Below are 25135 nucleotides of genomic sequence, written 5' to 3' on the forward strand. Positions count from 1 at the left end.
ATCGAGGAGCCCGCGGCAACACCGTCGACGGAAAGGCTCGAGGGGGCAGGGAATGGTCCAGACCCTATTTTTCTATCTGTTCGCCGCTGTCGCGGTGGCCTCCGCCTTTCTGGTGATCTCCTCCCGCAACCCGGTCTATTCGGTGTTGTTCCTGATCCTGACCTTCGTGAACGCCGCCGGGCTGTTCATGCTGGTGGGAGCGGAGTTCCTGGGGCTGATCCTCATCGTGGTCTATGTCGGCGCGGTGGCGGTGCTGTTCCTGTTCGTGGTGATGATGCTGGACGTCGACTTCGTCGCGCTGCGGCAGGGCTTCCTCCAGTACCTGCCGATCGGTGCCCTGGTCGGCCTGATCCTGCTCGTCGAACTGCTGCTGGTGCTGTCGGCCTGGGTGATCAATCCCGAACTGGCGCAGTTGCCGGTCGCGGCGCCGACGCCCGAGGGGCTGAGCAACATCGCGGCCATCGGCAGCCTGCTCTACACGCGCTACGTCTTCTTCTTCCAGACGGCCGGCCTGGTGCTGCTGGTTGCGATGATCGGCGCGATCGTGCTGACGCTGCGGCACAAGGTCGGCGTGAAGCGGCAGAACATCGCCGATCAGAATGCCCGCGGGCCGGCGACGGCCGTCGAGCTTCGCAAGGTCGCGTCCCGCAAGGGTATCTGAGGTTGAATTCGCCGACGGCGGCGGGGCAATCGCGCCCCGGCCCCGCGGCGGGCAAACGAACGAGAGGACCCCGATGGCGGTCGGTCTTTCGCACTATCTCGCGGTGGCGGCGATTCTGTTCACGCTCGGGATCTTCGGCATCTTCCTCAACCGGAAGAACGTGATCGTCATCCTGATGTCGGTCGAGCTGATCCTGCTTTCCGTCAACATCAACTTCGTCGCGTTCTCCGCGTTCCTCGGCGATCTCGTCGGGCAGGTGTTCGCGCTCCTGGTGCTGACGGTGGCCGCCGCGGAGGCCGCCATCGGCCTCGCCATCCTGGTCGCCTTCTACCGCAACCGCGGTTCGATCGCGGTCGAAGACATCAACACGATGAAGGGTTGAGGACGGATGTATCACCTCATCGTCTTCCTTCCTCTGCTGGGGTTCCTGATCGCGGGTGCGATCACCCTGCTCGGATCCCACGCCAACATCCCGCCACCGTCCGGCGGGCACGGCCACGGCGACGATCATGGCCACGGTCATGGCGCCCCGGCGCACGCTGCCCCGGCCCATGCCGCGGCGAGCGCGGCACATGCCGACGGCCACGGTCACGGCGGGCATGACGACCACCACGCCGCAGCGCCCGGTTCGCGCGCGGCCGAGATCATCACCACGAGCCTCCTGCTCGTGTCGGCGATCCTGTCGTGGGTGGCATTCTTCTCCGTCGGCGTCGGCGAGACGCAGGTTCCGACCGTCGACCTCCTTACCTGGGTCACGTCGGGCTCGCTGTCCTTCAACTGGGCGCTGCGGGTCGACACGCTGACGGTGGTGATGCTCGTCGTCGTCAACACCGTGTCGATGCTCGTGCATCTCTATTCGATGGGCTACATGGCCCACGACGAGCACCGGCCGCGGTTCTTCGCCTATCTGTCGCTGTTCACGTTCGCCATGCTGATGCTGGTGACGTCGGACAACCTGATGCAGATGTTCTTCGGCTGGGAAGGCGTCGGCCTCGCCAGCTACCTGCTGATCGGGTTCTGGTTCCAGAAGCCTTCGGCCTGCGCCGCCGCCATCAAGGCGTTCGTGGTCAACCGCGTCGGCGATTTCGGCTTCCTGCTCGGCATCTTCGCCCTCGTCTACATGACCGGCGTGCTGCAGTTCGACCAGGTGTTCGCCGCGGCGCCGAGCCTCGCCGAGAAGTCCATCCACTTCCTCGGCGGCGACTACAATGCCGTCACGGTGATCTGCCTGCTCCTGTTCATGGGCGCCATGGGCAAGTCGGCGCAGTTCCTGCTGCACACCTGGCTGCCGGACGCGATGGAAGGCCCGACGCCGGTTTCCGCGCTCATCCACGCGGCGACCATGGTGACCGCCGGCGTGTTCATGGTGGCGCGGATGTCGCCGCTGTTCTCGCTGTCGGCGGATGCGCTGACCTTCGTCACCCTGATCGGCGCCACCACGGCGTTCTTCGCGGCGACCATCGGCTGCGTGCAGAACGACATCAAGCGCGTCATCGCCTACTCGACCTGCTCGCAGCTCGGCTACATGTTCGCCGCGCTCGGCGTCGGCGCCTACAACGTCGCGGTGTTCCACCTCTTCACGCACGCGTTCTTCAAGGCGCTGCTGTTCCTCTCGGCCGGCTCGGTGATCCACGCCGTCGGCGGCGAGCAGGACATGCGCAAGATGGGTGGCCTTCGCAAGACCGTGCCGTTCACCTTCTGGGCGATGCTGTTCGGCGGTCTCGCGCTGACCGGCTTCCCGCTTACGGCCGGCTACTTCTCCAAGGACGCCATCATCGAGGCCACGTTCGTCGGCACCAACTCGATGCACGTCTACGCGTTCTGGATGACCACGATCGCGGCACTGCTGACGGCGTTCTACACTTGGCGGCAGATGTTCATGACGTTCTTCGGCAAGCCGCGCGCTTCCGCCGAGGTCATGGCGCATGCTCACGAGTCGCCGCTCGTCATGCTGATCCCGCTCGGCGTCCTCAGCCTCGGTGCGCTGTTCGGCGGCATCGTGTTCCACAATCTCTTCATCGGCGAGAGCTTCGAGGAGTTCTGGAAGCATGCCCTCGACATGGAGTCGGTGGAGCATGTGCTGCATGCCATGCACACCGAAGTGCCGGGCTGGGCACGCTGGGCGCCGACGGTCGCGATGCTGATCGGCCTGTTCTCGGCCTGGTACGCGTATATCCGGGTGCCGACCCTGCCGGCCGCGCTCGCCGCGCGGAACAAGGGGCTCTACGAATTCCTGCTCAACAAGTGGTATTTCGACGAGCTCTACGACTTCCTGTTCGTCCGTCCGGCCAAGCGCCTCGGGTCGTTCCTGTGGAAGCGCGGTGACGGCTGGCTGATCGACGGGTTCGGCCCGAACGGGGTTTCCGCCCGGGTCGTCGACATCACCAACCGCGTCGTGCGTCTGCAGACCGGCTACATCTACCACTATGCCTTCGTCATGCTGATCGGCATCGCCCTTCTCGTGACGTGGTCCATGTTCCATGGCGGAGGGAACCCGTGATGAGCGAGTGGCCGATTCTCTCGATCGTCACGTTTCTGCCTCTGGTCGGCGTGCTGTTCATCCTGCTGGTGCGGGGTGACGACGAGGCGGCGGTGATGAACATCCGCCGCGTGGCGCTGATCACGACGGTGTTCACCTTCCTCGTTTCGCTCATCATCTGGGCGAAGTTCGATCCGGCCGATGCCGGCTTCCAGTTCGTCGAGGAGACGGGCTGGCTCGGCGGCTCGATCAACTACAAGATGGGTGTCGACGGCATTTCCATGCTGTTCGTCATCCTGACCACGTTCCTGATGCCGTTCTGCATCCTGGCGAGCTGGGAATCGATCCACAATCGCGTCAAGGAATACATGATCGCCTTCCTGGTGCTGGAAACGCTGATGATCGGCGTGTTCAGTGCCCTGGATCTGGTGCTGTTCTATGTGTTCTTCGAAGGCGGCCTCATTCCGATGTTCATCATCATCGGCGTGTGGGGCGGACCGCGCCGCGTCTATGCCAGCTTCAAGTTCTTCCTCTACACGCTGACCGGCTCAGTGCTGATGCTCCTCGCCATCATGGCGATGTACTGGAACGCCGGCACCACCGACATCGTGGCGCTGCTGAACCACCCGTTCCCGGTCTCGATGCAGACCTGGCTGTGGCTGGCCTTCTTCGCCTCGTTCGCGGTGAAGATGCCGATGTGGCCGGTGCACACCTGGTTGCCGGATGCCCACGTCGAGGCACCCACGGCGGGTTCGGTGATCCTGGCCGGCATTCTGCTGAAGATGGGCGGTTACGGCTTCCTGCGGTTCTCGCTGCCGATGTTCCCGGTCGCGAGCGCGGACTTCGCTCCCCTCGTGTTCACGCTGTCGGTGGTAGCGATCGTCTACACCTCCCTCGTCGCGCTGATGCAGGAGGACATGAAGAAGCTGATCGCCTATTCGTCGGTCGCCCACATGGGCTACGTGACGATGGGCATCTTCGCCGCCAATGTCGAAGGCGTGCAGGGCAGCCTCTTCCAGATGATCTCCCACGGCTTCGTGTCGGGCGCGCTGTTCCTCTGCGTCGGCGTGGTCTACGACCGGATGCACACCCGCGAGATCGCGGCCTATGGCGGCCTCGTGAACCGGATGCCGGCCTATGCGCTGGCGTTCATGGTGTTCACCATGGCGAATGTGGGCCTGCCCGGCACGTCGGGCTTCATCGGCGAGTTCCTGACGCTGCTGGCGGTGTTCAAGGTGAACACCTGGGTCGCGCTATTCGCCACGACCGGCGTCATCCTGTCGGCCTCCTACGCGCTGTGGCTCTATCGCCGCGTCGTGTTCGGCGCGCTCGACAAGGAAAGCCTGAAGTCGATGATGGACCTGTCGCTGCGGGAGAAGGTGCTGCTGGTGCCGCTCATCGCGCTGACGATCCTGTTCGGCGTGTGGCCGGCCCCGATCATGAACGCGACGGCGACCTCGGTCGCGAGCCTCGTGAGCAAGGTCGAGACCTCGGTCGCAGCCGCTCGGGCCGGCGAAGGCGCCGTGGTCGCGGACGGCAAGACGCTGCTGATGCCCGCGGGCGCGGCGACGGCGTCGCCCTGATCCGGGCGGCGCGAAACGAACATTGAGGCGGCTCCCCCGGACCCGATGACGGGTCCGGCGCCGGGCCGAAACGAACGAGACTGAAGGACGAGAGGCAAGACGCAGATGGCGACGCTGCCCGATCTGATGCCGGCTTTGCCGGAGATTCTGCTGGCGCTCGGCGCGCTCGCGCTGCTGCTTGTCGGCCTGTTCTCCGGTGCGAACGCCGAGCGCGTCGTCTCGGCGCTGGCCATCGTGCTCCTGCTGGTGGTGGCGGCGGTGGTGGTCGCCTCCCCGGTGAACGGCGTCACCTTCTCCGGGGCCTTCGTGGCCGATGCGTTCGGGCGCTACCTGAAGGTGCTGACGCTTCTCGCATCCGCCGCCGCGATCCTGGTGTCCGGTCACTACAGCCGGCAGGAAAAGTTCGAGCGGTTCGAATATCCCGTGGTGGTGGTGATCTCGACGATCGGCATGCTGCTGCTGATCTCGGCCAACGACCTGATCTCGGTCTATCTGGGCGTGGAGCTGATGAGCCTCTCGCTCTATGTGCTCGCCGCCATCGACCGCGATTCCGTGCGCTCCACCGAGGCGGGCATCAAGTATTTCGTCCTCGGCGCGCTGTCGTCGGGCATGATGCTCTACGGCATGTCGCTGGTTTACGGCTTCACCGGCCACACCGAGTTCGGCCAGATCGCCCAGGCGGTCGCCAACGGCCACTCCGGCACCGGGTTCGCGTTCGGCATCGCCTTCGTGCTCGCCGGCTTCTGCTTCAAGGTCTCGGCCGTGCCGTTCCACATGTGGACGCCCGACGTCTACGAGGGCTCGCCGACCTCCGTCACCGTGCTGTTCGCCTCCGCGCCGAAGATCGCGGCGATGGCGGTATTCGTCCGCGTCGTGATCGAGGCTTTCGGCACCGTCGACGCCGCCTGGCAGCAGATCGTCGTGTTCGTCTCCATCGCCTCGATGCTGCTCGGCTCTTTCGCGGCGATCGGCCAGACCAACATCAAGCGCCTGATGGCCTATTCCTCCATCGGTCACATGGGCTTCGCGCTTGTCGGGCTCGCGGCCGGCACCGCCGAGGGCGTGACCGGTGTGATCGTCTACATGTCGATCTACCTGCCGATGACGCTCGGCGCGTTCGCGGTGATCCTGTCCATGCGCCGCAACGGCGCGGCGCTGGAGAACATCTCCGACCTCGCCGGTCTGGCGCGGTCGCGGCCGGTGATCTCGTTCGTCCTGGCGATGATCATGTTCTCGCTCGCGGGCATCCCGCCGCTCGCCGGCTTCTTCGCCAAGTTCTATGTCTTCGCCGCGGCGATCCATGCCGGCTTCTACTGGCTCTCGGTCATCGGCGTGCTGTCGTCGGTGGTGGGCGCGTTCTACTATCTGCGCGTCGTCAAGATCATGTATTTCGACGATCCGGCCGAGGCGTTCGAGCCGATGACCGGCTCGCTGAAGTTCGTGCTCGGGGTTAGCGGCTTGGCGGTGATGCTGTTCGTCGCCTTCGCCGGCCCTGTTGTCGACGCCGCGAATGCGGCGGCGGCGAGCCTGTTCTGAGCCTGTGGCAAGCGAAGCGACTCATGGGGCTGCCGGGGAACCCGGCGCCCCCGCGAATGCCGGCTACGCCCTCGGACCCGTCGCGATCGCGGCGGGTTTTCGTCTGGCGGCCTACGACGAACTCGGCTCCACCAATGCCGAGGCGATGGAGCGCGCGCGGAACGGCGATCCCGGCGATCTCTGGGTCGTGACGCGGCGGCAGACCGCCGGCCGGGGCCGACGCGGCCGGGCCTGGGTCGCACCGCCCGGCAATCTCTCGGCCTCACTTCTGAAAGTGATCGAGCTGCCGCCGGCCTGTGGCGCGACGCTCGGCTTCGTCGCCGGCCTCGCGCTCGACGCGGCGCTGGAGCGGCTGGCTCCGAACCTGTCGGTCGACATGGCGCTCGACGGCGCCGAGGGACCGGGCGAGGGCGCGCGGCGCGACCGGCTGCTGCTGAAGTGGCCGAACGATCTGATGCTCGACGGGGGCAAGCTTGCGGGCATCCTGCTCGAGGCCGAAAATCTCGGTGGCGGACGCACGGCCATCGTCATCGGCATCGGCGTGAATGTCGCCCACGAGCCTGAAGGCGTGCCATACAAGGCGACATCGCTGGCCTCCTGTGGCATAGGGATCGATGCGGAGATGCTGTTCGCAGCCCTCGGCGAGAGCTGGGTGGAAGCGGAGCGCGTCTGGGACGCCGGGCGCGGCTTTCCCGCCGTGCGGCAGGCATGGCTGCGCCGGGCCAAGGGGCTCGGCGGTCGGGTCGCGGTGCGGCTCGGCGACAAGGTGATCGACGGATTTTTTGAAACTCTGGACGACGACGGACGCCTGCTGGTGCGGGCGGCCGATGGCTCGCTGAAACAGATCGCGGCCGGCGACGTTCATTTCGGGGTGGCGGCTACAGCGGTTTGATGAAGACGGAAAAAGCGAGCGAACTGGTTTTCCTGGCTCTCGGTGGCGTCGGCGAAATCGGCATGAACATGGCGCTGTACGGGTTCGGGCCCGCGCGCCGCCGGCGGTGGCTGATGGTGGATTGCGGCGTCGGCTTCGGCGGGCAAGCCGAGCCGGGCGTCGACCTTGTGATGGCCGACCCCGCCTTTATCGAAGCGGAGCGGGAAAATCTGCTCGGCATCGTGCTGACCCACGCCCACGAGGACCACTATGGCGGCCTCGTCGACCTGTGGCCCCGGCTCGGGGTGCCGGTCTATGCGACGGCGTTCTCCGCGGCGATGCTGGAAGCCAAGCTCGACGGCGAGCCCGGCGCACCGGATATCGAGATCATCGAGGTCGATCAGGGCGCTCGGTTCGAGATCGGGCCGTTCGATATCGAGTTCGTGTCGATGTCGCACTCGATTCCGGAGCCGAACGCGCTCGTCATCCGCACCCCGGTCGGCACCGTCGTCCACACCGGCGACTGGAAGATTGACCTGAACCCTGGCCTCGGCCTTCCGATCGATCTCGCGCGGCTGGCGGAGATCGGCAAGGAGGGCGTGCGCGCGCTCGTGTGCGATTCCACCAACGCGACACGCGCCGGCCGCTCGCCGTCGGAGCGCGATGTCGCTGCGTCGCTGGCGGAGATCATCGCCAAGGCGCCGGCGCGCGTCGCCGTCACGACCTTCGCCTCCAATGCCGCGCGGCTGAGAGCCGTGATCGCGGCCGCGCAGGAGGCCGACCGCGAGGTCGTCGTGCTCGGGCGGGCGATGAAGCGCGTGCTCGATATCGCCGGTGAACTCGGCTATCTCGACGGCCTGCGTCCGGTGCTCGACGAGGAGGCCTATGGCTATCTCCCGCGCGACAAGGTCGTCGCGCTGCTGACGGGAAGCCAGGGCGAGCGCCGCGCCGCACTCGCGCGCATCGCCGGCGACGATCACAGGCTGGTCGCGCTTTCGCCGGGCGATCTCGTCATCTTCTCCTCGCGCACCATTCCCGGCAACGAGAAGGCGGTCGCCGAGATCGCCAATGCCCTCGCCGAGCGTGGCATCGATATCCTGACTGACCGCGACGGGCTGGTGCACGTTTCCGGCCATCCGCGGCGGGATGAACTGGCGGAACTCTATGGCCTGCTGAAGCCGCAGATGGCGCTGCCGGTGCACGGCGAGGCCCTGCATCTCGCCGAGCATGCCAAGCTTGCCCGTTCGCTAGGGGTGAAGGAGGTCGTCATCCCCCGCAACGGCCTGATGGTGCGGCTCGCGCCCGGTCCCGGCGAGGTGGTCGACGAGGTTCACGCCGGCGTTCTCTACAAGGACGGGCGGCTTCTCGTCGAGCCGGAGCAATCCGGCATGGAAGACCGTCGCCGGATGTCGTTCGCCGGCGTGGTGGTGGTGTCGCTTGCCCTCGATGCGAAGGGCGAGACCGTTGCCGCGCCCACCACGACGCTGATCGGCTTGCCGACGGCGACGGCGGAGGGCGTGCTGTTCTCGGCGATCGTGCAGAAGGCGGTCGTCGGCGCCATCGAGAGCATTCCCCGGCCGCGGCGCAAGGATCATGCCCTGGTCGCGGAAGCGGTGCGTCGGTCCGCTCGCTCCGCCGTCGCGGAGCGCTGGGGGAAGAAGCCGATCTGCCGGGTGGTCGTCGCCGACGTGTGACGCCTGCCGGCCGGACGCTGCGTCCGGCTCAGGCCGGCGCACCTCCGGCGTCGGCCATCGGCAGGGAGTCCGCCGGCGGCCGCATCTGCTCTGCTGCTGCCAGCAGGCGGTTCCGGCCCGCGGACTTGGCCGCGTAAAGTGCGACGTCCGCTCGCTTCATCAGGCTGCTCAGCGTCTCGCCATGCCGATAGCGGGCAATGCCCAGGCTGATGGTGACGTTCAGCTCGTCCGAGATCGTCGAGAACGACGCAGCCTGTACGGCACTGCGCAGCATCTCTGCCCGCTGCATGGCGTGATCGAAACCGACATCGGCGATCAGCAGGCCGAATTCCTCTCCGCCGATGCGCGCGACCCTCAGTCCGGACCGGCCGACGATCTCACCGATGCCGCGCAGCACCGCGTCACCGGCATCATGGCCGAAGCGATCGTTGATTGACTTGAAGTGGTCGATATCGAACAGGACGAGGGCGAGTTCGGAGCGCTCCTGTTCGGCGTGGCGGATCAGCGAGGCCGCGCGCAGGAAGAATGCACGGCGGTTCGGCAGGCCGGTCAGCAGATCGACGGTCGCGAGGCGAACGAGCTCGTTCTGGGCGAGAATAACCCGCTGGGCGGCGCGCAGCCGTGCGAAAAACTCGACCCGCGACGGCGGCTTGCCGATGAAATCATCGGCACCGCTGTCCAGCGCTTCGGCAATCCGGGCGTCGCTGACGCTCGCTGACATGGCGAAGATATAGAGCGGTGAGCGGTCTGCCGGCAGGCGGCGAGCCTCCCGGCACAGGTCGAGCCCGGTCATGTCCGGCAGTTCGAAGCTGGTGATCAGAATGTCGATGCTGTCGTCGGTCGCCAGCGCACCGAGTGCGTCGGTGCCGCAGAGCACCCCGACAGCCTCGTGGCCGACCTCCGAAAGTATAATTGCCAACACATGCTGCGTCGTACGGCTTGGGTCGGCGATCAGAATTCTCATCGCATACCAGCAACTATTCCCGGAGCGGGGCGATATTCTGTCCACCCTGCGCAGGGTGATTGAGGTCAGACATAGCAGCTATGTCGCTCTTCCTCCAGCGAGACTTGAAGCAGATTAAAGAAAGTGGCCGGACTATTTAGCGGAAGAACAGGGGTTGCCACCGTTGAACACGTGGACTGACCGCCGGGGCCTCGTGGCTCGCCCGTCCCGCGGGCGGCATCGCCAGCGCCGCTTGCGTTTCGGCGCCGCGCGCGCAAACTGGCGGAGAGGAAGCGCCGGCGGGATGCCCGCCGAACAACAAGACGGAACAGTCTGACGTGGCGTGGACAAGCGTACTGGCGATCTATTTCGTGATCTGGTGGACGGTGCTTTTCGCTGTGCTTCCGTGGGGCATGCGGACGCAGGAAGAGGAAGGCTCGGTCGTCCCTGGAACGGTGCCGAGCGCCCCGGCGCATCCGCGGATGCTGCGGACCGTTCTTGTGACCACCCTGGTCGCGGCCATCGTGTTCGCCGGGTTCCTCGCGCTGATCAACTCGGGATACAAGCTGGACGACTTCCCCTTCCTCAAGCCCCACGGCGCTCCGGTGGTCGGATCGGAATAGGCGAGCGGCGCCGGAACCGGCCGGGCACATTCTCACCCGGCCCGTCAAGCCCTGTGATGAACGCCGGCCGTCGAACCCCAATCGGCGCGCCCGATTCCCGAACCCCTGCCGCTCCCGCCGCGCACGGATCGTCCCGCCGCGCGGCTGCTGCCGTCATGCCGGATTCCGCGACAGGCCGATGCCACGACGTGATGAAGCACGACAGGATGAAGGGTTAACGGCCGATGAACGACGGCCGGACCGCGAAGGACGTTCGCCATCCGCCGGACAAGTATTGCGCTGTGTTTCAGGAGTACAAAAAAAATAAAGCACGGCGCTAAGGCCGTGCTGATTTAGTTCCGCGTCTTACCCTACAGCCGATAGCGGAGTTAAGGGGTGCCTCCCTCCTGTTTATCAGCGGCTGCTAGCTATTGCTGCGCCGAGGGTCTTCCTCCCAAGACTTAGACCGCGATGCCTCTTAAGCTGCCGTGCCGGCTCGGAGACCGACAGCCTTTTGTTATGAAGCCAACTTAGCTCATTGTTTCGGGCTTGTCATCATTTTGTGCATGACTCGCCCAACTTTTTTGCGTTTGACAGAAAAAGCCACCTTCCGGCCGCCATGCCGCTCTGTTACGGGGACTGGCTTGCGTTTTGCCGCCGGGGCGGCTTCACTCCGGACCGGCTCGCCGGCAACGGCTCCTTCCCCCGTTCGGGACACTTTCGGCCGAAAGGGCAGCGCCCCGGCCGGCCGGCGTCCCGATCGCACATTCTCTCGCGAACCCAGAGCATCCAGCATGCGCCTCTCCCGCTATTTTCTGCCGATTCTGAAGGAAACGCCGAAGGAAGCGGAAATCGTCTCCCACCGGCTGATGCTGCGCGCGAGCATGATCCGCCAGCAATCGGCCGGCATCTATTCCTGGCTGCCGCTGGGCCTGCGCGTTCTCGACCGCATCGCCGATATCGTGCGCGAGGAACAGAACCGCTCCGGCGCCATCGAGGTGCTGATGCCGACGGTGCAGTCGGCGGATCTCTGGCGTGAAAGCGGGCGCTACGACGCCTACGGCAAGGAGATGCTGCGCATCACCGACCGCCACGAGCGCGAGATGCTCTACGGCCCGACCAACGAGGAGATGATCACCGACATCTTCCGCGCCTCGGTCCGCTCGTATCGCGACCTGCCGCTCAATCTCTACCACATCCAGTGGAAGTTCCGGGACGAGGTCCGTCCGCGCTTCGGCGTGATGCGCGGCCGCGAGTTCCTGATGAAGGACGCCTATTCGTTCGACACCGACATGGAGCGGGCGAAGGAAGCCTACAACCGGATGTTCGTCGCCTATCTGCGCACCTTCCGGCGCCTCGGGCTGACGGCGATTCCGATGCGGGCCGACACCGGCCCGATCGGCGGCGATCTCTCCCACGAGTTCATCATCCTCGCCGACACCGGCGAGAGCGCGGTGTTCTGCGACAAGGCGCTGCTCGACCTGCCGATCCCGGGCGAGGACACCGACTTCACGGGCGATCTCAGCCCGATCGTGAAGGCCTGGACGACGCCCTATGCGGCGACGGAGGAAATGCACGACGAGACCGCGTTCGCCGGCGTTCCGGAAGAGCGCAAGGTCGCGGCGCGCGGCATCGAGGTCGGCCACATCTTCTATTTCGGCACCAAATATTCCGAGCCGATGGGCGCGAAGGTCGCCGGTCCGGACGGCACCGAGCGGCCGGTCCACATGGGCTCCTACGGCATCGGCGTCTCCCGCCTTCTCGGCGCCATCATTGAAGCCAGTCATGACGACGCCGGAATCATCTGGCCCGATTCGGTGGCGCCGTTCGACGTCGGTCTCATCAACCTGAAGCCGGGCGATGCTCCCACCGACGAAGCGGTCGCCGTGATCGAGCGTGAACTGGAAGCGGCCGGGCTTTCGGTGCTGACGGACGATGTCGATACCCGTGCGGGCGCGAAGTTCGCGGCGATGGACCTGATCGGCCTGCCGTGGCAGCTGATCGTCGGTCCGCGGGGGCTCGCGACCGGCGAGGTCGAACTGAAGCGGCGCGCCACCGGCGAGCGCGAGACGATCTCGCTCGAGGCGGCGATCAATCGCCTCACCGCCGGCCGGCGCTGACCGCAGCGCCGGTTTCCGGCGGCTGAAACGGACGACCGGCCCAGGGCCGGTCGATCTTGAACGGAGGAAGTGGATGGCGGCGAAAGCCGGTTCGGCCGGAAAGGCGCGCCCGCGTGGCGTCCGCCCGTTCTCGGCACTCGAATGGACGATCGCCGGACGCTACCTGCGTTCGCGCCGCCGCGAGACCTTCATTTCGGTGATCGCCGGGTTCTCCTTCCTCGGTATCATGCTCGGCGTCGCGACCCTGATCATCGTCATGGCGGTGATGAACGGCTTTCGCAACGAGCTGATGTCCAAGATTCTCGGCATCAACGGCCATGTCCTGGTGCAGCCGATCAACGGCACGTTCGACAACTACATGCCGGTGGTGGAGCGGCTTCAGAAGATCCACGGCGTGCGCTTCGCCATGCCGTTCGTCGAGGGGCAGGCGCTGATCTCCGGTCCTTCCGGCGCTTACGGCGCGCTTGTGCGCGGCGTGCGCCAGCAGGACCTCGATCGCCTGCCGCTGATCGCGAGCACCGTGCGCGCCGGCACGCTCAACGGCTTCGACCGTTCGAACGGTGTCGCCGTCGGCGGGCGGCTCGCCATGGCGCTCGGCGTCGCGCTCGGCGATCCGGTGACGCTGGTGACGCCCAAGGGCGAGGCGACGCCGTTCGGCGTGGTGCCGCGAACCCAGGCCTTCCCGGTGGTCGCCACCTTCGAGATCGGCATGTCCGAGTTCGATTCCTCGTTCGTGTTCATGCCGATGGCTGAGGCGCAAGCGTTCTTCAACAAGGAGAACGCCATCACCGGCATCGAAGTCTATCTCAACGATCCCGACGATATCGACCGGCTGCGGTCCGAGATCGAGCAAGCCGCCGGCCAGGCGCTCTATCTGACCGACTGGCGCATCCGGCAATCGACGTTCTTCTCCGCGCTCGAAGTGGAGCGCAACGTGATGTTCATGATCCTGACGCTGATCGTGCTCGTCGCCGCGCTGAACATCATTTCCGGCCTCACCATGCTGGTGAAGGACAAGGGCCGCGATATCGCCATTCTGCGCACCATGGGCGCGACGCGCGGCACCATCCTGCGGGTGTTCGTCATCACCGGCGCCGCCATCGGCACCGTGGGCACGGCCGCGGGGCTCGTGATCGGGCTCATCGTCTGCCATTATATCGAGCCGATCCGGCAGGGCGTGTCATGGCTGACCCGCACGCAGCTGTTCCCGCCCGAGCTCTACTATCTGAGCCAGCTTCCCGCCGACATCGATTCCGGCGAGACGGTCACGGTGGTGGTGATGGCACTGGTGCTTTCGTTCCTTGCGACGCTCTACCCGGCATGGAAGGCGGCACGGCTCGATCCGGTGGAAGGGCTGAGGCACGAATGAGCGACGACGCCAACCATGGTTCCGCGCCGGCTCCCGCCGCCGAGCCCCGGGATGCCGCCACCGAGAGCGTGGGCGCGCGCCCGAACGGGGCACGGCGCGAGGCGCTCGGCCTTTCCGGCGTCGTGCGCCGCTTCCGCGAGGGCGACAACCAGCTCGACGTGCTGAAGGGTGCCAATCTTTCGATCATGCCCGGCGAAACCGTGGCGCTGGTGGCGCCCTCCGGCGCCGGCAAGTCGACGCTCCTCCAGATCGCCGGTCTGCTGGAGCGTCCCGACGAGGGCGAGGTGAGGATCGGCGGACGGTCCTGCGCCACCCTGCACGACCGCGAGCGCACGCGCATCCGCCGCGACTCGGTCGGGTTCGTCTACCAGTTCCACCACCTGCTGCCGGACTTCACCGCGCTCGAGAACGTGCTGATCCCCCAGCGGCTCGCCGGGCTCGACCGCAAGGTGGCGGAAAAGCGCGCGCTGGCGCTCCTGCGCGTGATGCGGATCGACCATCGCGCGACGCACCATCCGGCGCAGATGTCGGGCGGCGAGCGTCAGCGCGTCGCCATCGCCCGTGCTGTCGCCAACGCGCCGCGCGTGCTGCTCGCCGACGAGCCGACCGGCAATCTCGATCCACGCACCGCCGAGCAGGTGTTCGATGCCCTGGACGCCCTCGTCCGGGCGTCGCGGCTCGCCGCGCTCGTCGCGACCCACAACATGGAGATCGCGGCTCGCATGAGCCGGCGTATCACCATCGCCGACGGCCGGATCGTGCCGCTCGACTGAGGGTTTCAGCCCGCGCTATCTGCTGGGCGCAGGCGCGACGGCAGCAGGGCGCCTTCCCGCTGCAGCACCGGCTCCGCCGCGGCGGCGACCAGGTGGGCGTTGATGCGGCGGATGTCGCGCAGGATGTCGAGGTGGAGCGTGTCCGTCTCGATGGTCTCGATCCGCCCCGCGCGCATGCGCTGGAAGTGGGCTTCCGACTCGTTCGCTTCCATTTCGCGGAAGGCTTCCTTTTCGGTCGTGAGCGCCCGGGCGGCGCGGGCATCGCCCGTCATCAGCAGCGACGCGGCATTGCGCAGGTTCACGATCAGCCGGTCGACCATGGCGACGAGCTCGGCCTGCCCCTCCTTGGAGAAGGTGAGGGCGCGTTTCACCCGCTTGTGCGCATCCGTCAGGAGGTTGCGGCTGACGATGTCGCCGGCGTGCTCGATATTGGTGGCGAAGGTCAGGATCTCCGACAGCCGTCGGTGATCGTCGTCGGTGAGCTGTTCGACGTCGAGCGCGGAGAGATACGTGCGGATCGCGGCGTTGATGCGGTCGATCTGGTCGTCCAGCCGCTTGGCGTCGACGATGCGCTTGGTGTCGCCGTTCTCGATCGCGTCGCGCCCGGCCCGCAGCAACTCCTCCAGAATGTCGGCGAGCCGCAGCGCCTCGCGCGCCGCCGCGCCGAGCGCGACCACGGGGATGCCGAGCGAGGCATGGTCGAGATAGAGCGGGCGCGAGGGATCGCTCGCCGCCGGCGCCGAAGGCAGCAGCCGCGTCAGCAGCCCCGCGAACCGGTCCAGCACCGGGAAGAACGCGAGCGCGACGACGATGTTGAACGCGGTGTGGAAGTCGGCGACGGCGCGCGCCTCGTTCGGTTCGATCGACACGATCAGCGGGCCGATCCACGGAAGCGCCGCGAGCACGACGGCGACACCGATCACGCGGTTGATGAGGTTGCCGATCGGCAGCCGCCGCGCGGCCGGGTCCTGGCCGCTGCCCGACTCGAACACCGGGTTCAGCGCTGTGCCGAGATTGGCGCCGAGCACCAGCGCGAAGGCGGCATCCGGGGTGACCACACCCTTCGATGCGAACGACATCGCCAGCAGCACGATCGTGACGCTGGAATGGGCCGCCCAGGTGATGACGGCCGAGAACAGCACAGCGAGCACCGGCTCCGTCGAGACGAGCCCGAGCAGCAGGCGCAGGCTCGGCGTGTCCTCGTAGGGTGTGATGAGGCCGAGGATCGCGTGCAGCGCGATGAGGATGAGGCCGAGCCCGATGAAGGCGCGGCCGAGATCGTGGCTGCGAGAGCCCGACGAGCGGCGGAACATGACGACGCCGAGCAGGATCAGCACCGGGGCGATCGCTGCGACGTCGAACGACAGCAGCTGCACGATCAGCGTCGTGCCGACATTGGCGCCGAGCATCACCGCGAGCGCGGGCACGAGCGCCATCAGTCCCTCGGCGACGAAGCCGGCGACCATCAGTCCCGTCGCGGTGCTCGATTGCAGCAATGCGGTCACGATCAACCCGCTCGCGAACGCCTTGTAGCGGTTCGACACCGCCCGCCCGATCATCTGCCGCAGGTTGGCGCCGAACGCGCGCTGCACGCTGGTCTGCACCATGTGCACGCCCCACAGCAGCAGGGCGACGAAACCGGCAAGGTCGATCAGGGTCAGCGAAACGTCCATCGTGCGGGAACGGCTTTCTCTTAAAGGGCGCGCGGCCCGGCCGCATCGAGGCGCAGGCCGGCTGCCGGCGGGGGCGGCAGAATGGAAAGCCGGCTTACCAGCTGGCGCCATATGCCGACAATGAAACCAAATGCGGCCAGGGTTTGTTAACGCTGGGGAGACCGCCACTTTGTCCTTGGCTTGTTCTCCTTGCAATGGGAACGGAAAAAGAACAAATTAGGACCATAAGACGAATTCATGAGAACGAACGCAGATAGAGACGAACCGAACATGGAGGCCCCGATGAAACAGACGGCGCAGGACATGGCAGCTCTGATCGCGCTTACCCTTTTCGCGGCGACGCTCGTGGTGTGGATCGACGCCATCTCCGCCTTCGCGTGACCCGCGCCTCCGGCATGTGGACAACCCGAAACGGGGTCGACATTCCGGCGTCACGGGAGAACAACGGGAAGGGTGGGACGGCAGCACGGTCGCCACGAGCGGGCGATGCGGCGGCGATCACGCGACGGAGGCAGCGATGGCGGGCACACGGTTGGCGGACGGCTCGGCCGGTTTCGTTCACCTCAGGGTACATTCCGCCTATTCGCTGCTTGAGGGCGCGTTGCATGTGAAGGATGTGGTCGGTCTCGCCAAGGCCGATCGCCAGCCCGCAGTAGCCGTGACGGACAGCGGCAACCTGTTCGGCGCGCTCGAATTTTCCGCCAAGGCGTTGGAGTCCGGCGTGCAGCCGATCATCGGCTGCGAACTCGGCGTCGATTTCGGCGACGAGGAGCCGACGCGCCGCAACGGTGTGCGCGAGCGGCTGCCCAGCGTGGTGCTGCTCGCCTCGACACCGACGGGGTTCGCCAACCTCGTCCGTCTCGTGAGCCGCTCGTTCATGGAGACGGACAACAGCGTCGAGCCCCACGTCGGCATCGAATCGCTCCTTCAGGAGAGCCCGGGCCTGATCGCCCTCAGCGGCGGCCCCCGCGGCCCGGTGGACCGGGCCATCCTCGCTGGCGGCGGCGCGCTGGCCCGGTCGCGTCTGGAACGGCTCGCCGCGATCTTCGACCGGCGGCTTTATGTGGAATTGCAGCGCCATCAGCTGACGGCCGAGCAGGCGGTCGAGCCCGAGCTGGTCGACCTCGCCTACCGGCTCGGCCTGCCGCTGGTCGCCACCAACGAGGTCTATTTCGCCAAGCGCGACGATTACGAGGCACACGATGCGCTGCTGTGCATCGCCGACGGCCGCACGCTGATCGAGGACGACCGGCGGCGGCTGACGCCTGAGCACGCCTTCAAGTCGCGCGCGGAGATGGCGTCGCTGTTCGCGGACCTCCCCGAGGCGATCGACAACACCATGGAGATCGCGCGGCGCTGCGCGGTGGTGGCGACGAAGCGCAAGCCGATTCTCCCCCGGTTCGCAGGCATCGGCGCGGATCCCGAGGAAGCGATGCGCGCCGAAGCCGCGTTGATGCGCGAGCGGGCTCAGACGGGCCTCGCGCAGCGGCTGGAGCGCCACGGAATGGCGCCGGGCCTCGACGAGACCGCGTACCGGGAACGGCTAGACTTCGAGCTCGGCATCATCGAACGGATGAAATTTCCCGGCTACTTCCTGATCGTGTCCGACTTCATCCAGTGGGCGAAGGCCCAGGGCATTCCCGTCGGGCCGGGCCGCGGATCGGGCGCCGGGTCGCTGGTGGCCTATTCGCTGACGATCACCGACCTCGACCCTATGCGGTTCGGCCTGCTGTTCGAGCGCTTCCTGAACCCGGAACGCGTGTCGATGCCGGACTTCGACATCGACTTCTGCCAGGACCGCCGCGAAGAGGTGATCCGCTACGTCCAGGCGAAATATGGCCGCGCGCAGGTCGCGCAGATCATCACCTTCGGAACCCTGCAGGCGCGCGCCGTGCTGCGCGACGTCGGGCGCGTGCTGCAGATGCCCTACGGCCAGGTCGATCGCCTGTGCAAGCTGGTGCCGCAGAACCCGGCCAAGCCCGTCACCCTCGCCGAAGCCGTGCGCGACGAGCCGAAGCTGCAGGAGGCGAAGGCCGAGGAACCCATCGTCGAGCGGCTCGTCGGCATGGCGATGAAGCTCGAAGGACTGTTCCGCCATGCCTCGACCCACGCGGCCGGCATCGTCATCGGCGATCGCCCGCTGGAAGAACTGGTGCCGCTCTATCGCGATCCGCGCTCCGACATGCCGGTCACCCAGTACAACATGAAGTGGGTGGAATCGGCCGGGCTGGTGAAGTTCGACTTCCTCGGCCTCAAGACCCTGACCGTGATCGACGTCGCGGTGAAGCTGCTCGCCAAGCGCGGTATCACCGTCGACATCGCGGCGCTTCCCCTCGACGATCCCGCGACCTACGCCATGCTGGCGCGCGGCGAGACCGTCGGCGTGTTCCAGCTGGAAAGCCAGGGCATGCGCAAGGCGCTGGCCGGCATGAAGCCCGACCGCTTCGAGGACATCATCGCGCTGGTGGCGCTCTACCGCCCCGGCCCGATGGACAACATCCCCCACTACAACCGCTGCAAGCACGGGCTCGAGGAGCCCGACTATCTGCACCCGCTGCTGGAGCCGATCCTGAAGGAGACCTTCGGGGTCATCATCTACCAGGAGCAGGTGATGCAGATCGCGCAGGTGCTTTCGGGCTACTCGCTCGGCGAAGCCGACCTGCTGCGCCGCGCCATGGGCAAGAAGATACGCGAGGAGATGGCCGTCCAGCGCGCCCGCTTCGTCGATGGCGCTGTCGCCAACAGCGTGCCCAAGGCACAGGCCGAGACCATCTTCGACCTCGTGGCGAAGTTCGCCGACTACGGCTTCAACAAGTCCCACGCCGCGGCCTATGCGCTCGTCGCCTACCAGACGGCGTGGCTCAAGGCCAACCACCCGGTGGAGTTCCTCGCGGCGTCGATGACGCTCGACATCACCAACACCGACAAGCTGAATGATTTCCGCCGCGAGGCCGACCGGCTGAAGATCGCCGTGCTGCCGCCGCTGATCAACCGCTCCGGCGCGACCTTCGAGGTGATCGAGGGCAAGATCGCCTATGCACTTGCCGCGGTGAAGGGCGTCGGCCGCTCGATGGTCGACCACATCGTCGAGGCGCGCGGGGAAAAGCCGTTCCGCGATTTCGGCGACTTCGCCCGGCGCATCAACCCGCGTGCCGTCAACAAGCGCGCGCTGGAAGGGCTCGCCTGCGCCGGCGGCTTCGACGATCTGGAGGCGAACCGCGCGCGGGTCGTGAGCGGGCTCGACCATGTGCTTGCCGAGGCGGCGCGGGCGAGCGAGGGCGCGGAAATCGGCCAGTCCGAGCTGTTCGGCGGCGCGGGTCCGCAGCCGCTGGCGCTGCCGAATGTCGATCCGTGGCTGCCGACGGAACGGCTGCAGCGGGAATATGCCGCCATCGGCTTCTACCTCTCCGCCCATCCGCTCGACGAATACCGCCCGATGCTGAAGCAGATGCGGGTGCAGATGTGGAGCGACTTCGTCGAGGCCGTGAAGCGCGGCGCGGCGGCGGGGCGGCTCGTCGGCACGGTCACCCAGCGCCAGGAGCGCAAGACGCGCACCGGCAATCGCATGGGCATCGTCCGGATGTCGGACCCGACCGGGCAATATGAGGCGATCGCCTTCTCCGAAACGCTTGCCCAGGTTCGCGACAGACTGGAGCCGGGCCAGTCGGTGGTGCTGATCGTCGCCGCGGAGGAACGCGAGGAAGGCGTCAGCGTCCGCATCCAGTCGGTCGAATCCCTCGACGAGGCAGCGCGGCGCATGAAGCACGCGCTTCGGGTGTTCGTGCGCGACGAGGCCCCGCTCGACGCCCTGGCGCGGCGGCTTCCCGCGGGCGGCGAGGGCGAGGTGAGCGTGGTTCTGCTGCTCGATGACGGCCGCCGCGAGATCGAGATGCGGCTGCCCGGCCGCTACGCGGTTTCGCCGCCGCTTGCCGGCGCGCTGCGCACGGTTCCGGGCGTGGTCGAGGTGGAGCTGGCCTGAGGTTCCGCCGGCCCGGCCCGGGGCGGCTACGCGCCGCAGCCAGCGTGCCGGAGGCACCGCGAGCCGCTGGGGGTGACGGCGCCGGCCGGGATCGCGGTGCGGGCGCCGGGTGGCCGTGATCCACGAAGGATCACGGCAGGCAAGGCGAAGGGCCATGGCGACGCGGCCGCTTCGCTTCGTCAACGGCCCCGGCGCTTCCGCTCGGGGCCGCCGTCCTGCGGCCGATCAGACGATCTGGGAGAGGCCGGGAATGGCGTCGATCACGTTGTCGACGAGCTCGTCGCCGGCATTCTCGCGGGCAAACGCCACCACTTCCTTGGCGACGATCTGGATCTGGCCCATGTCGAGGCCGGCGGTGGTGAGCGCGTTGAACGCCGCCATCGCACCGAGACCGCCGCCGAACAGGGCGCCGAGGCCGCCGACATCGTCGGTCGCACCGGCGTGCTGCAGCATGGCGTTCGCGCCGGGGATCTTTGCGAACAGCTTGGCGACGTCGTCGTGCGGGCCGTCGTGGTGGAGGAAGCTCAGCATGATCGAGACGGCCTTGCGGGCATGCTCCTCGTCGAGGCCAGTCTTCGCCGTGATCTTGTCGATAAGAAGCTGCATGGTCTTGAATTCCTCCGCGTCGTATCCGCTGTCGCAACCGCCAAAGCGCCGCCAATCAACACAACTTGGGGCCTCTTCACAAGCCGTCGTTTGGAGGATGCGGCCCCGTTTTCCGGCCCCGGCGGACGGTCGGCGCTGTTCCGGCACGGGATTTCGCATCCGTCGCGGGAGCGGACGCGGGCGGCGCGCGCATTCGTGAAGCGGATGCAAGCGCTTGCACGCGCGAATCGCCCCGGCGGCGCCGACGGTATTGCCACCGGCGGTGTCGTCGCGCCGGGTTCTTTCGTCAGTGTCTTCATGACGGGTGCTGGGGGATGGTTGCCCCGTTGCGCGGGCATCTTTGCCGCGGCCTGCGGCGGCGCCTATAGTTGCCGGCGCGGTCCGGGCGACCGGCCCGGACGGACCAAGCGGGCCGGCGGGCCAACAAGGATGAGTGAAGATGGCTGAGGCATCCCAGTCGCTGCTGAAGGAAGACCGCATCTTCCTCGGGCTCGCGAGCGGGCCGGAATATCTCGCGCTGAAGCGCGCGAACCGCCACGGCCTCGTTGCCGGCGCGACCGGCACCGGCAAGACGGTGACGCTGCAGCTCCTCGCCGAGGGCTTCTCCGAGGCCGGGGTTCCCGTGTTCGCCGCCGACATCAAGGGCGATCTGTCGGGTATCGCGGTGCCGGGTGGCGACAAGCCGGCCTTCGAGGCGCGCGCCGCCGAGATCGGTCTCGGGGCGGATTACGGCCATCGCGGCTTTCCGACCGTGTTCTGGGATGTGTTCGGCGAGCGCGGCCATCCGGTGCGCACCACGGTTTCGGAAATGGGGCCGCTGCTGCTGGCGCGCCTTCTCGGCCTTAACGACACGCAGGAGGGCGTGCTCAACATCGCCTTCCGGCTGGCGGACGAGGAAGGGCTTCTCATTCTCGACCTGAAGGACCTGCGCGCGGTGCTGGCGCTGCTGGCAGAGCGTGCGGCGGAGGTCGGCAGACTCTACGGCAACGTCTCGAAGGCGTCGGTCGGGGCGATCCAGCGCCAGCTGCTCGTGCTGGAACAGCAGGGTGGCGACCGCTTCTTCGGCGAGCCGGCGCTCGACATCGCCGACCTGATGCGGACCGATCGCAACGGACGGGGCGTCGTCAACCTGCTGGCCGCCGAGCGGCTGATGGAAAGCCCGCGGCTCTATGCGACCTTCCTGCTGTGGCTGCTGTCGGAACTGTTCGAGGAGATGCCGGAGGCCGGCGACCTCGATCGCCCGAAGCTCGTGTTCTTCTTCGACGAAGCCCACCTGCTGTTCGACGAGGCACCGAAGGCGCTTCTGGAAAAGATCGAGCAGGTCGTTCGCCTGATCCGTTCCAAGGGCGTCGGCGTCTATTTCGTCACCCAGAATCCGCTCGACGTGCCGGACACCGTCCTCGGCCAGCTCGGCAACCGGGTGCAGCACGCGCTCAGGGCGTTCACCCCGCGCGACCAGAAGGCGGTCCGGGCCGCGGCCGAAACCTTCCGGCCGAACCCGGCGATCGACACCGCGCGGGCGATCACCGAACTCGGCGTCGGCGAGGCGCTGGTCTCCACCCTCGACGACAAGGGCGTGCCGTCGATGGTGGACCGCACCCTGATCTGTCCGCCCGCCGGCCGGGTCGGGCCGCTCGGCGATGACGAAAGGCGCCGGCTGATGGCGGCGAGCCCGGTCGCCGGCCGCTACGACACCATCGTCGATCGGGAATCCGCCTACGAGCGTCTGCAGGCGCGCGCGGCTGAGGAGACCGAGGCCGCCGGTGCCCCGCCGGCTGAAGAGGTGGGCGGGGGCCTGTTCGACGTGCTGTTCGGCACGAACCGGGCGCGCGGCAAGCGACTGACGACCACTCAGACGGTGGCGCGCAGCGTCACCCGCGAGGTGACCGGCCGGATCGCCGGCGAGGTCGGCCGGCGGGCGGCCGGCTCCATCGGCAGCTCGATCGGCCGTGCGGTGGTGCGCGGCATCCTCGGCAGCATCCTGCGGTGACCGGTTGCGCCGGCCATCGAGGCGGCTTCGGCCTTGCCGGACGGGCCTGGTTCGGGCAAGGCAGGCCTGGCTGGTTGCGGCCGGCGCCAGCCGCCCGGATTGGCGATACCCGGGCGAGGGGCAGCCGGCCGGGGTGTGCCAGCACAGGCGAACGTCCAAAGCATATCCTTCCACGTCAGATCGCACCGGTCTGCGCGGAATAAGCTCAAGCAGGCCGGTGCTCACCGGCCCGCGACTTCCTGACAGGGGACTTTCATGATCGACGCCGTCCTGGAACGCATCGATGCCGATCTCGAGGCCAGCCTCGAGCGCCTGTTCCACCTGCTGCGCATTCCGTCGATCTCGACGGACCCGGATTATGCCGACGCCTGTGCCGAGGCCGCGGTGTGGTGCCAGGGCGCGCTGGCCGAGCTGGGCTTCGAGGCCGAGGTGCGCCCGACGCCGGGCCACGCCATGGTCGTCGCTCACCGCGCCGACGGGGCGTCCGATGGGCCCCACGTGCTGTTCTACGGCCACTATGACGTGCAGCCGGTCGATCCGGTCGAGCTGTGGCACACCGATCCGTTCGCGCCGCGGCTCGCCACGGAGGCGGACGGCAACAAGGTGATCGTCGCGCGCGGTTCGGCCGACGACAAGGGCCAGCTCCTGACCTTCGTCGAAGCCTGCCGCGCCTGGATCGCGGTCACGGGCAAGCTGCCGGTGCCGGTGACCGTGCTGTTCGAGGGCGAGGAGGAATCCGGCAGCCCGAGCCTGGTGCCGTTCCTCAAGGCCAACGCGGGGGAGCTTTCCCACGACGTCGCGCTGATCTGCGATACCGGCATGTGGGACCGCGAGACACCGGCCATCACCGGCTCGCTGCGCGGCCTCGTCGGCGAGGAAATCGTCGTCACGGCGGCCAACAAGGATCTGCATTCCGGCCTGTTCGGCGGCGCGGCGCGCAACCCGAACCATGTGCTGGCGAAGATCCTCGCCGATCTGCACGACGAGAGCGGCCGTGTCACAATCCCCGGCTTCTATGACGGCGTTCCCGAGACCCCGGCCGAAATCCTCCGGCAGTGGGAGGGGCTGAACTTCACGGCGGCGGATTTCCTCGGCGGCGTCGGCCTGAAGCTGCCGGCGGGCGAGAGCGATCGCAGCGTGCTGGAACAGCTCTGGGCGCGGCCGACCGCGGAGGTCAACGGCATGATCGGCGGCTATACCGGCGCCGGCTTCAAGACCGTCATCCCGTCGAAGGCCTCGGCCAAGGTGTCGTTCCGCCTCGTCGGCGACCAGGATCCGGAGGCGGTCCGCGCCGCGTTCCGGGCCTTCGTCAGCGCCCGCATTCCCGCCGACTGTTCGGTGGAGTTCCATCCCCACGGCGGCAGCCCGGGCCTGCGCGTCTCGCTCGACAGCCCCTACATGGCGCGCAGCCTGGAAGGGCTTTCCGAGGAATGGTCGAAGCCGGCGGTGGTGATCGGCGGGGGCGGCTCCATCCCGATCGTCGGCCACTTCAAGGACATCCTCGGCATGGATTCGCTTCTGATCGGCTTCGGCCACGACGACGATCAGATCCACTCCCCGAACGAGAAATACGATGTCGCCAGCTTCCACAAGGGCATCCGCTCGTGGGCGCGGGTGCTGGCGAAGCTGGCCGGCTGAAGGGAGCGTGGACGTGACTGATGGAATCGGGACGCTGTGCGTCTATTGCGGCTCGAACGCCGGCACGGGGTTCGACTATGTCGGCGCGGCGCGCGCGCTCGGGCACCGCATCGCGGAGGAAGGCCTCCGCCTCGTCTATGGCGGGGCGCGGGTCGGCTGCATGGGCGCGGTGGCGGACGGCGCGCTGGAGGCGGGCGGCACGGTGATCGGCGTGCTGCCGGAGGCGCTGCGCGCCCGCGAGCTGGCGCATCCAGGGCTGTCCGAACTCCACATCGTCGGCTCCATGCACGAGCGCAAGAGCCTGATGGCCGACCTCTCGGACGGCTTCGTGGCGCTGCCCGGCGGGGCGGGGACACTGGAAGAGATCTTCGAGATGTGGACGTGGGCGCAGCTCGGTCACCACGCCAAGCCCTGCGCCTTCCTCAACGTCAACGGCTTCTACGGCGCCCTCGTCGGCTTCCTCGACCAGCTGGTGACGACCGGCTTCGTAAAGCCGGCCCACCGGGACATGCTGATCGTGGCGGACGATCCCGAAAGCCTGATCGAGGCCTGCCGCCGCTATGCGCCGCCCCAGGTCGCCAAGTGGATCGGCCGCGAGGAGCGTTGAGGTTCCAGTGA

At 67.3% G+C, this 25135-nt stretch carries 18 protein-coding genes; 15 read left to right on the forward strand and 3 right to left on the reverse strand.

The genetic code is table 11. From position 1 onward, the window contains the following. Positions 1-52 precede the first annotated feature (52 nt). The 7 genes from BUF17_RS14085 to BUF17_RS14115 all read left to right on the forward strand — a co-directional run bounded on the left by BUF17_RS14085 (position 53) and on the right by BUF17_RS14115 (position 8824). Positions 53-661, forward strand: coding sequence for an NADH-quinone oxidoreductase subunit J (locus BUF17_RS14085; RefSeq protein ID WP_073629715.1), 609 nt, complete (start codon positions 53-55; stop codon positions 659-661). 73 nt (positions 662-734) lie between these two features. Further along, complete coding sequence (gene nuoK / locus BUF17_RS14090; protein ID WP_073629717.1) at positions 735-1043, forward strand: NADH-quinone oxidoreductase subunit NuoK; 309 nt, start codon at positions 735-737, stop codon at positions 1041-1043. A 6-nt stretch (positions 1044-1049) separates the two neighbouring features. Further along, a complete protein-coding gene (gene nuoL, locus BUF17_RS14095; protein ID WP_073629719.1) occupies positions 1050-3161 on the forward strand; it encodes an NADH-quinone oxidoreductase subunit L in 2112 nt (703 codons plus the stop codon). Beyond that, positions 3161-4723 (forward strand): NADH-quinone oxidoreductase subunit M, encoded by a 1563-nt coding sequence (locus BUF17_RS14100; RefSeq protein WP_073629721.1) that lies wholly within the window; start codon positions 3161-3163, stop codon positions 4721-4723. Before nuoL ends, BUF17_RS14100 begins: the two co-directional genes overlap by 1 nt. 105 nt (positions 4724-4828) lie before the next feature. Beyond that, positions 4829-6259 (forward strand): NADH-quinone oxidoreductase subunit NuoN, encoded by a 1431-nt coding sequence (gene nuoN, locus BUF17_RS14105; protein WP_073629723.1) that lies wholly within the window; start codon positions 4829-4831, stop codon positions 6257-6259. Positions 6260-6263: 4 nt separating this feature from the next. Next, positions 6264-7151, forward strand: coding sequence for a biotin--[acetyl-CoA-carboxylase] ligase (locus BUF17_RS14110; RefSeq protein WP_073629725.1), 888 nt, complete (start codon positions 6264-6266; stop codon positions 7149-7151). Next, the gene (locus BUF17_RS14115) at positions 7151-8824 is read left to right on the forward strand and encodes a ribonuclease J (RefSeq protein ID WP_073629727.1); all 1674 of its coding nucleotides are present in this window, start codon (positions 7151-7153) and stop codon (positions 8822-8824) included. Before BUF17_RS14110 ends, BUF17_RS14115 begins: the two co-directional genes overlap by 1 nt. A 28-nt stretch (positions 8825-8852) precedes the next feature. On the opposite strand, the gene BUF17_RS23400 is transcribed toward BUF17_RS14115, so the two are convergent. After that, positions 8853-9788, reverse strand: a complete 936-nt coding sequence (locus BUF17_RS23400; protein ID WP_073629729.1) for a GGDEF domain-containing response regulator — start codon at positions 9786-9788, stop codon at positions 8853-8855. A gap of 317 nt (positions 9789-10105) precedes the next feature. On the opposite strand from BUF17_RS23400, the gene BUF17_RS14125 reads away from it, so the two are divergent. From BUF17_RS14125 to BUF17_RS14140, 4 genes are all read left to right on the forward strand, one after another. After that, positions 10106-10390, forward strand: coding sequence for a DUF1467 family protein (locus BUF17_RS14125; protein WP_073629731.1), 285 nt, complete (start codon positions 10106-10108; stop codon positions 10388-10390). Between the two features lie 773 nt (positions 10391-11163). After that, a complete protein-coding gene (proS, locus tag BUF17_RS14130) occupies positions 11164-12489 on the forward strand; it encodes a proline--tRNA ligase (protein WP_073629733.1) in 1326 nt (441 codons plus the stop codon). 73 nt (positions 12490-12562) lie between these two features. After that, positions 12563-13858 carry a lipoprotein-releasing ABC transporter permease subunit gene (locus BUF17_RS14135; protein WP_073629735.1) on the forward strand — a complete coding sequence of 432 codons (1296 nt, stop codon included), beginning with the start codon at positions 12563-12565 and terminating at the stop codon, positions 13856-13858. Continuing rightward, on the forward strand, positions 13855-14631 hold the full coding sequence (locus tag BUF17_RS14140) for an ABC transporter ATP-binding protein (RefSeq protein WP_084564681.1): 777 nt from the start codon (positions 13855-13857) through the stop codon (positions 14629-14631). The genes BUF17_RS14135 and BUF17_RS14140 overlap by 4 nt, the downstream gene beginning before the upstream one ends. A 5-nt stretch (positions 14632-14636) precedes the next feature. Here BUF17_RS14140 and BUF17_RS14145 read toward each other — a convergent pair whose 3' ends face one another. Continuing rightward, positions 14637-16304, reverse strand: coding sequence for a Na/Pi cotransporter family protein (locus tag BUF17_RS14145; protein ID WP_073629737.1), 1668 nt, complete (start codon positions 16302-16304; stop codon positions 14637-14639). 517 nt (positions 16305-16821) lie between these two features. Between BUF17_RS14145 and dnaE the strand changes: the two genes are divergently transcribed. Further along, on the forward strand, positions 16822-20283 hold the full coding sequence (gene dnaE / locus BUF17_RS14150; protein WP_073629739.1) for a DNA polymerase III subunit alpha: 3462 nt from the start codon (positions 16822-16824) through the stop codon (positions 20281-20283). Between the two features lie 225 nt (positions 20284-20508). Here dnaE and BUF17_RS14155 read toward each other — a convergent pair whose 3' ends face one another. Beyond that, positions 20509-20889, reverse strand: coding sequence for a hypothetical protein (locus tag BUF17_RS14155; RefSeq protein ID WP_073629741.1), 381 nt, complete (start codon positions 20887-20889; stop codon positions 20509-20511). 439 nt (positions 20890-21328) lie between these two features. Here BUF17_RS14155 and BUF17_RS14160 point away from each other — a divergent pair, with 439 nt between their 5' ends. The 3 genes from BUF17_RS14160 to BUF17_RS14170 all read left to right on the forward strand — a co-directional run bounded on the left by BUF17_RS14160 (position 21329) and on the right by BUF17_RS14170 (position 25124). After that, positions 21329-22879: a helicase HerA-like domain-containing protein gene (locus tag BUF17_RS14160; RefSeq protein ID WP_073629743.1), complete on the forward strand. Its 1551-nt coding sequence runs from the start codon at positions 21329-21331 to the stop codon at positions 22877-22879. Between the two features lie 255 nt (positions 22880-23134). Continuing rightward, entirely contained in the window at positions 23135-24517 is a 1383-nt protein-coding gene (locus BUF17_RS14165; RefSeq protein WP_073629745.1) for a M20/M25/M40 family metallo-hydrolase, read from the forward strand. A 25-nt stretch (positions 24518-24542) separates the two neighbouring features. Next, a complete protein-coding gene (locus BUF17_RS14170) occupies positions 24543-25124 on the forward strand; it encodes an LOG family protein (RefSeq protein ID WP_073630074.1) in 582 nt (193 codons plus the stop codon). The last annotated feature ends 11 nt before the right edge of the window (positions 25125-25135 follow it).

The organism is Pseudoxanthobacter soli DSM 19599, assembly GCF_900148505.1.
In the GTDB taxonomy this organism is placed as follows: domain Bacteria; phylum Pseudomonadota; class Alphaproteobacteria; order Rhizobiales; family Segnochrobactraceae; genus Pseudoxanthobacter; species Pseudoxanthobacter soli.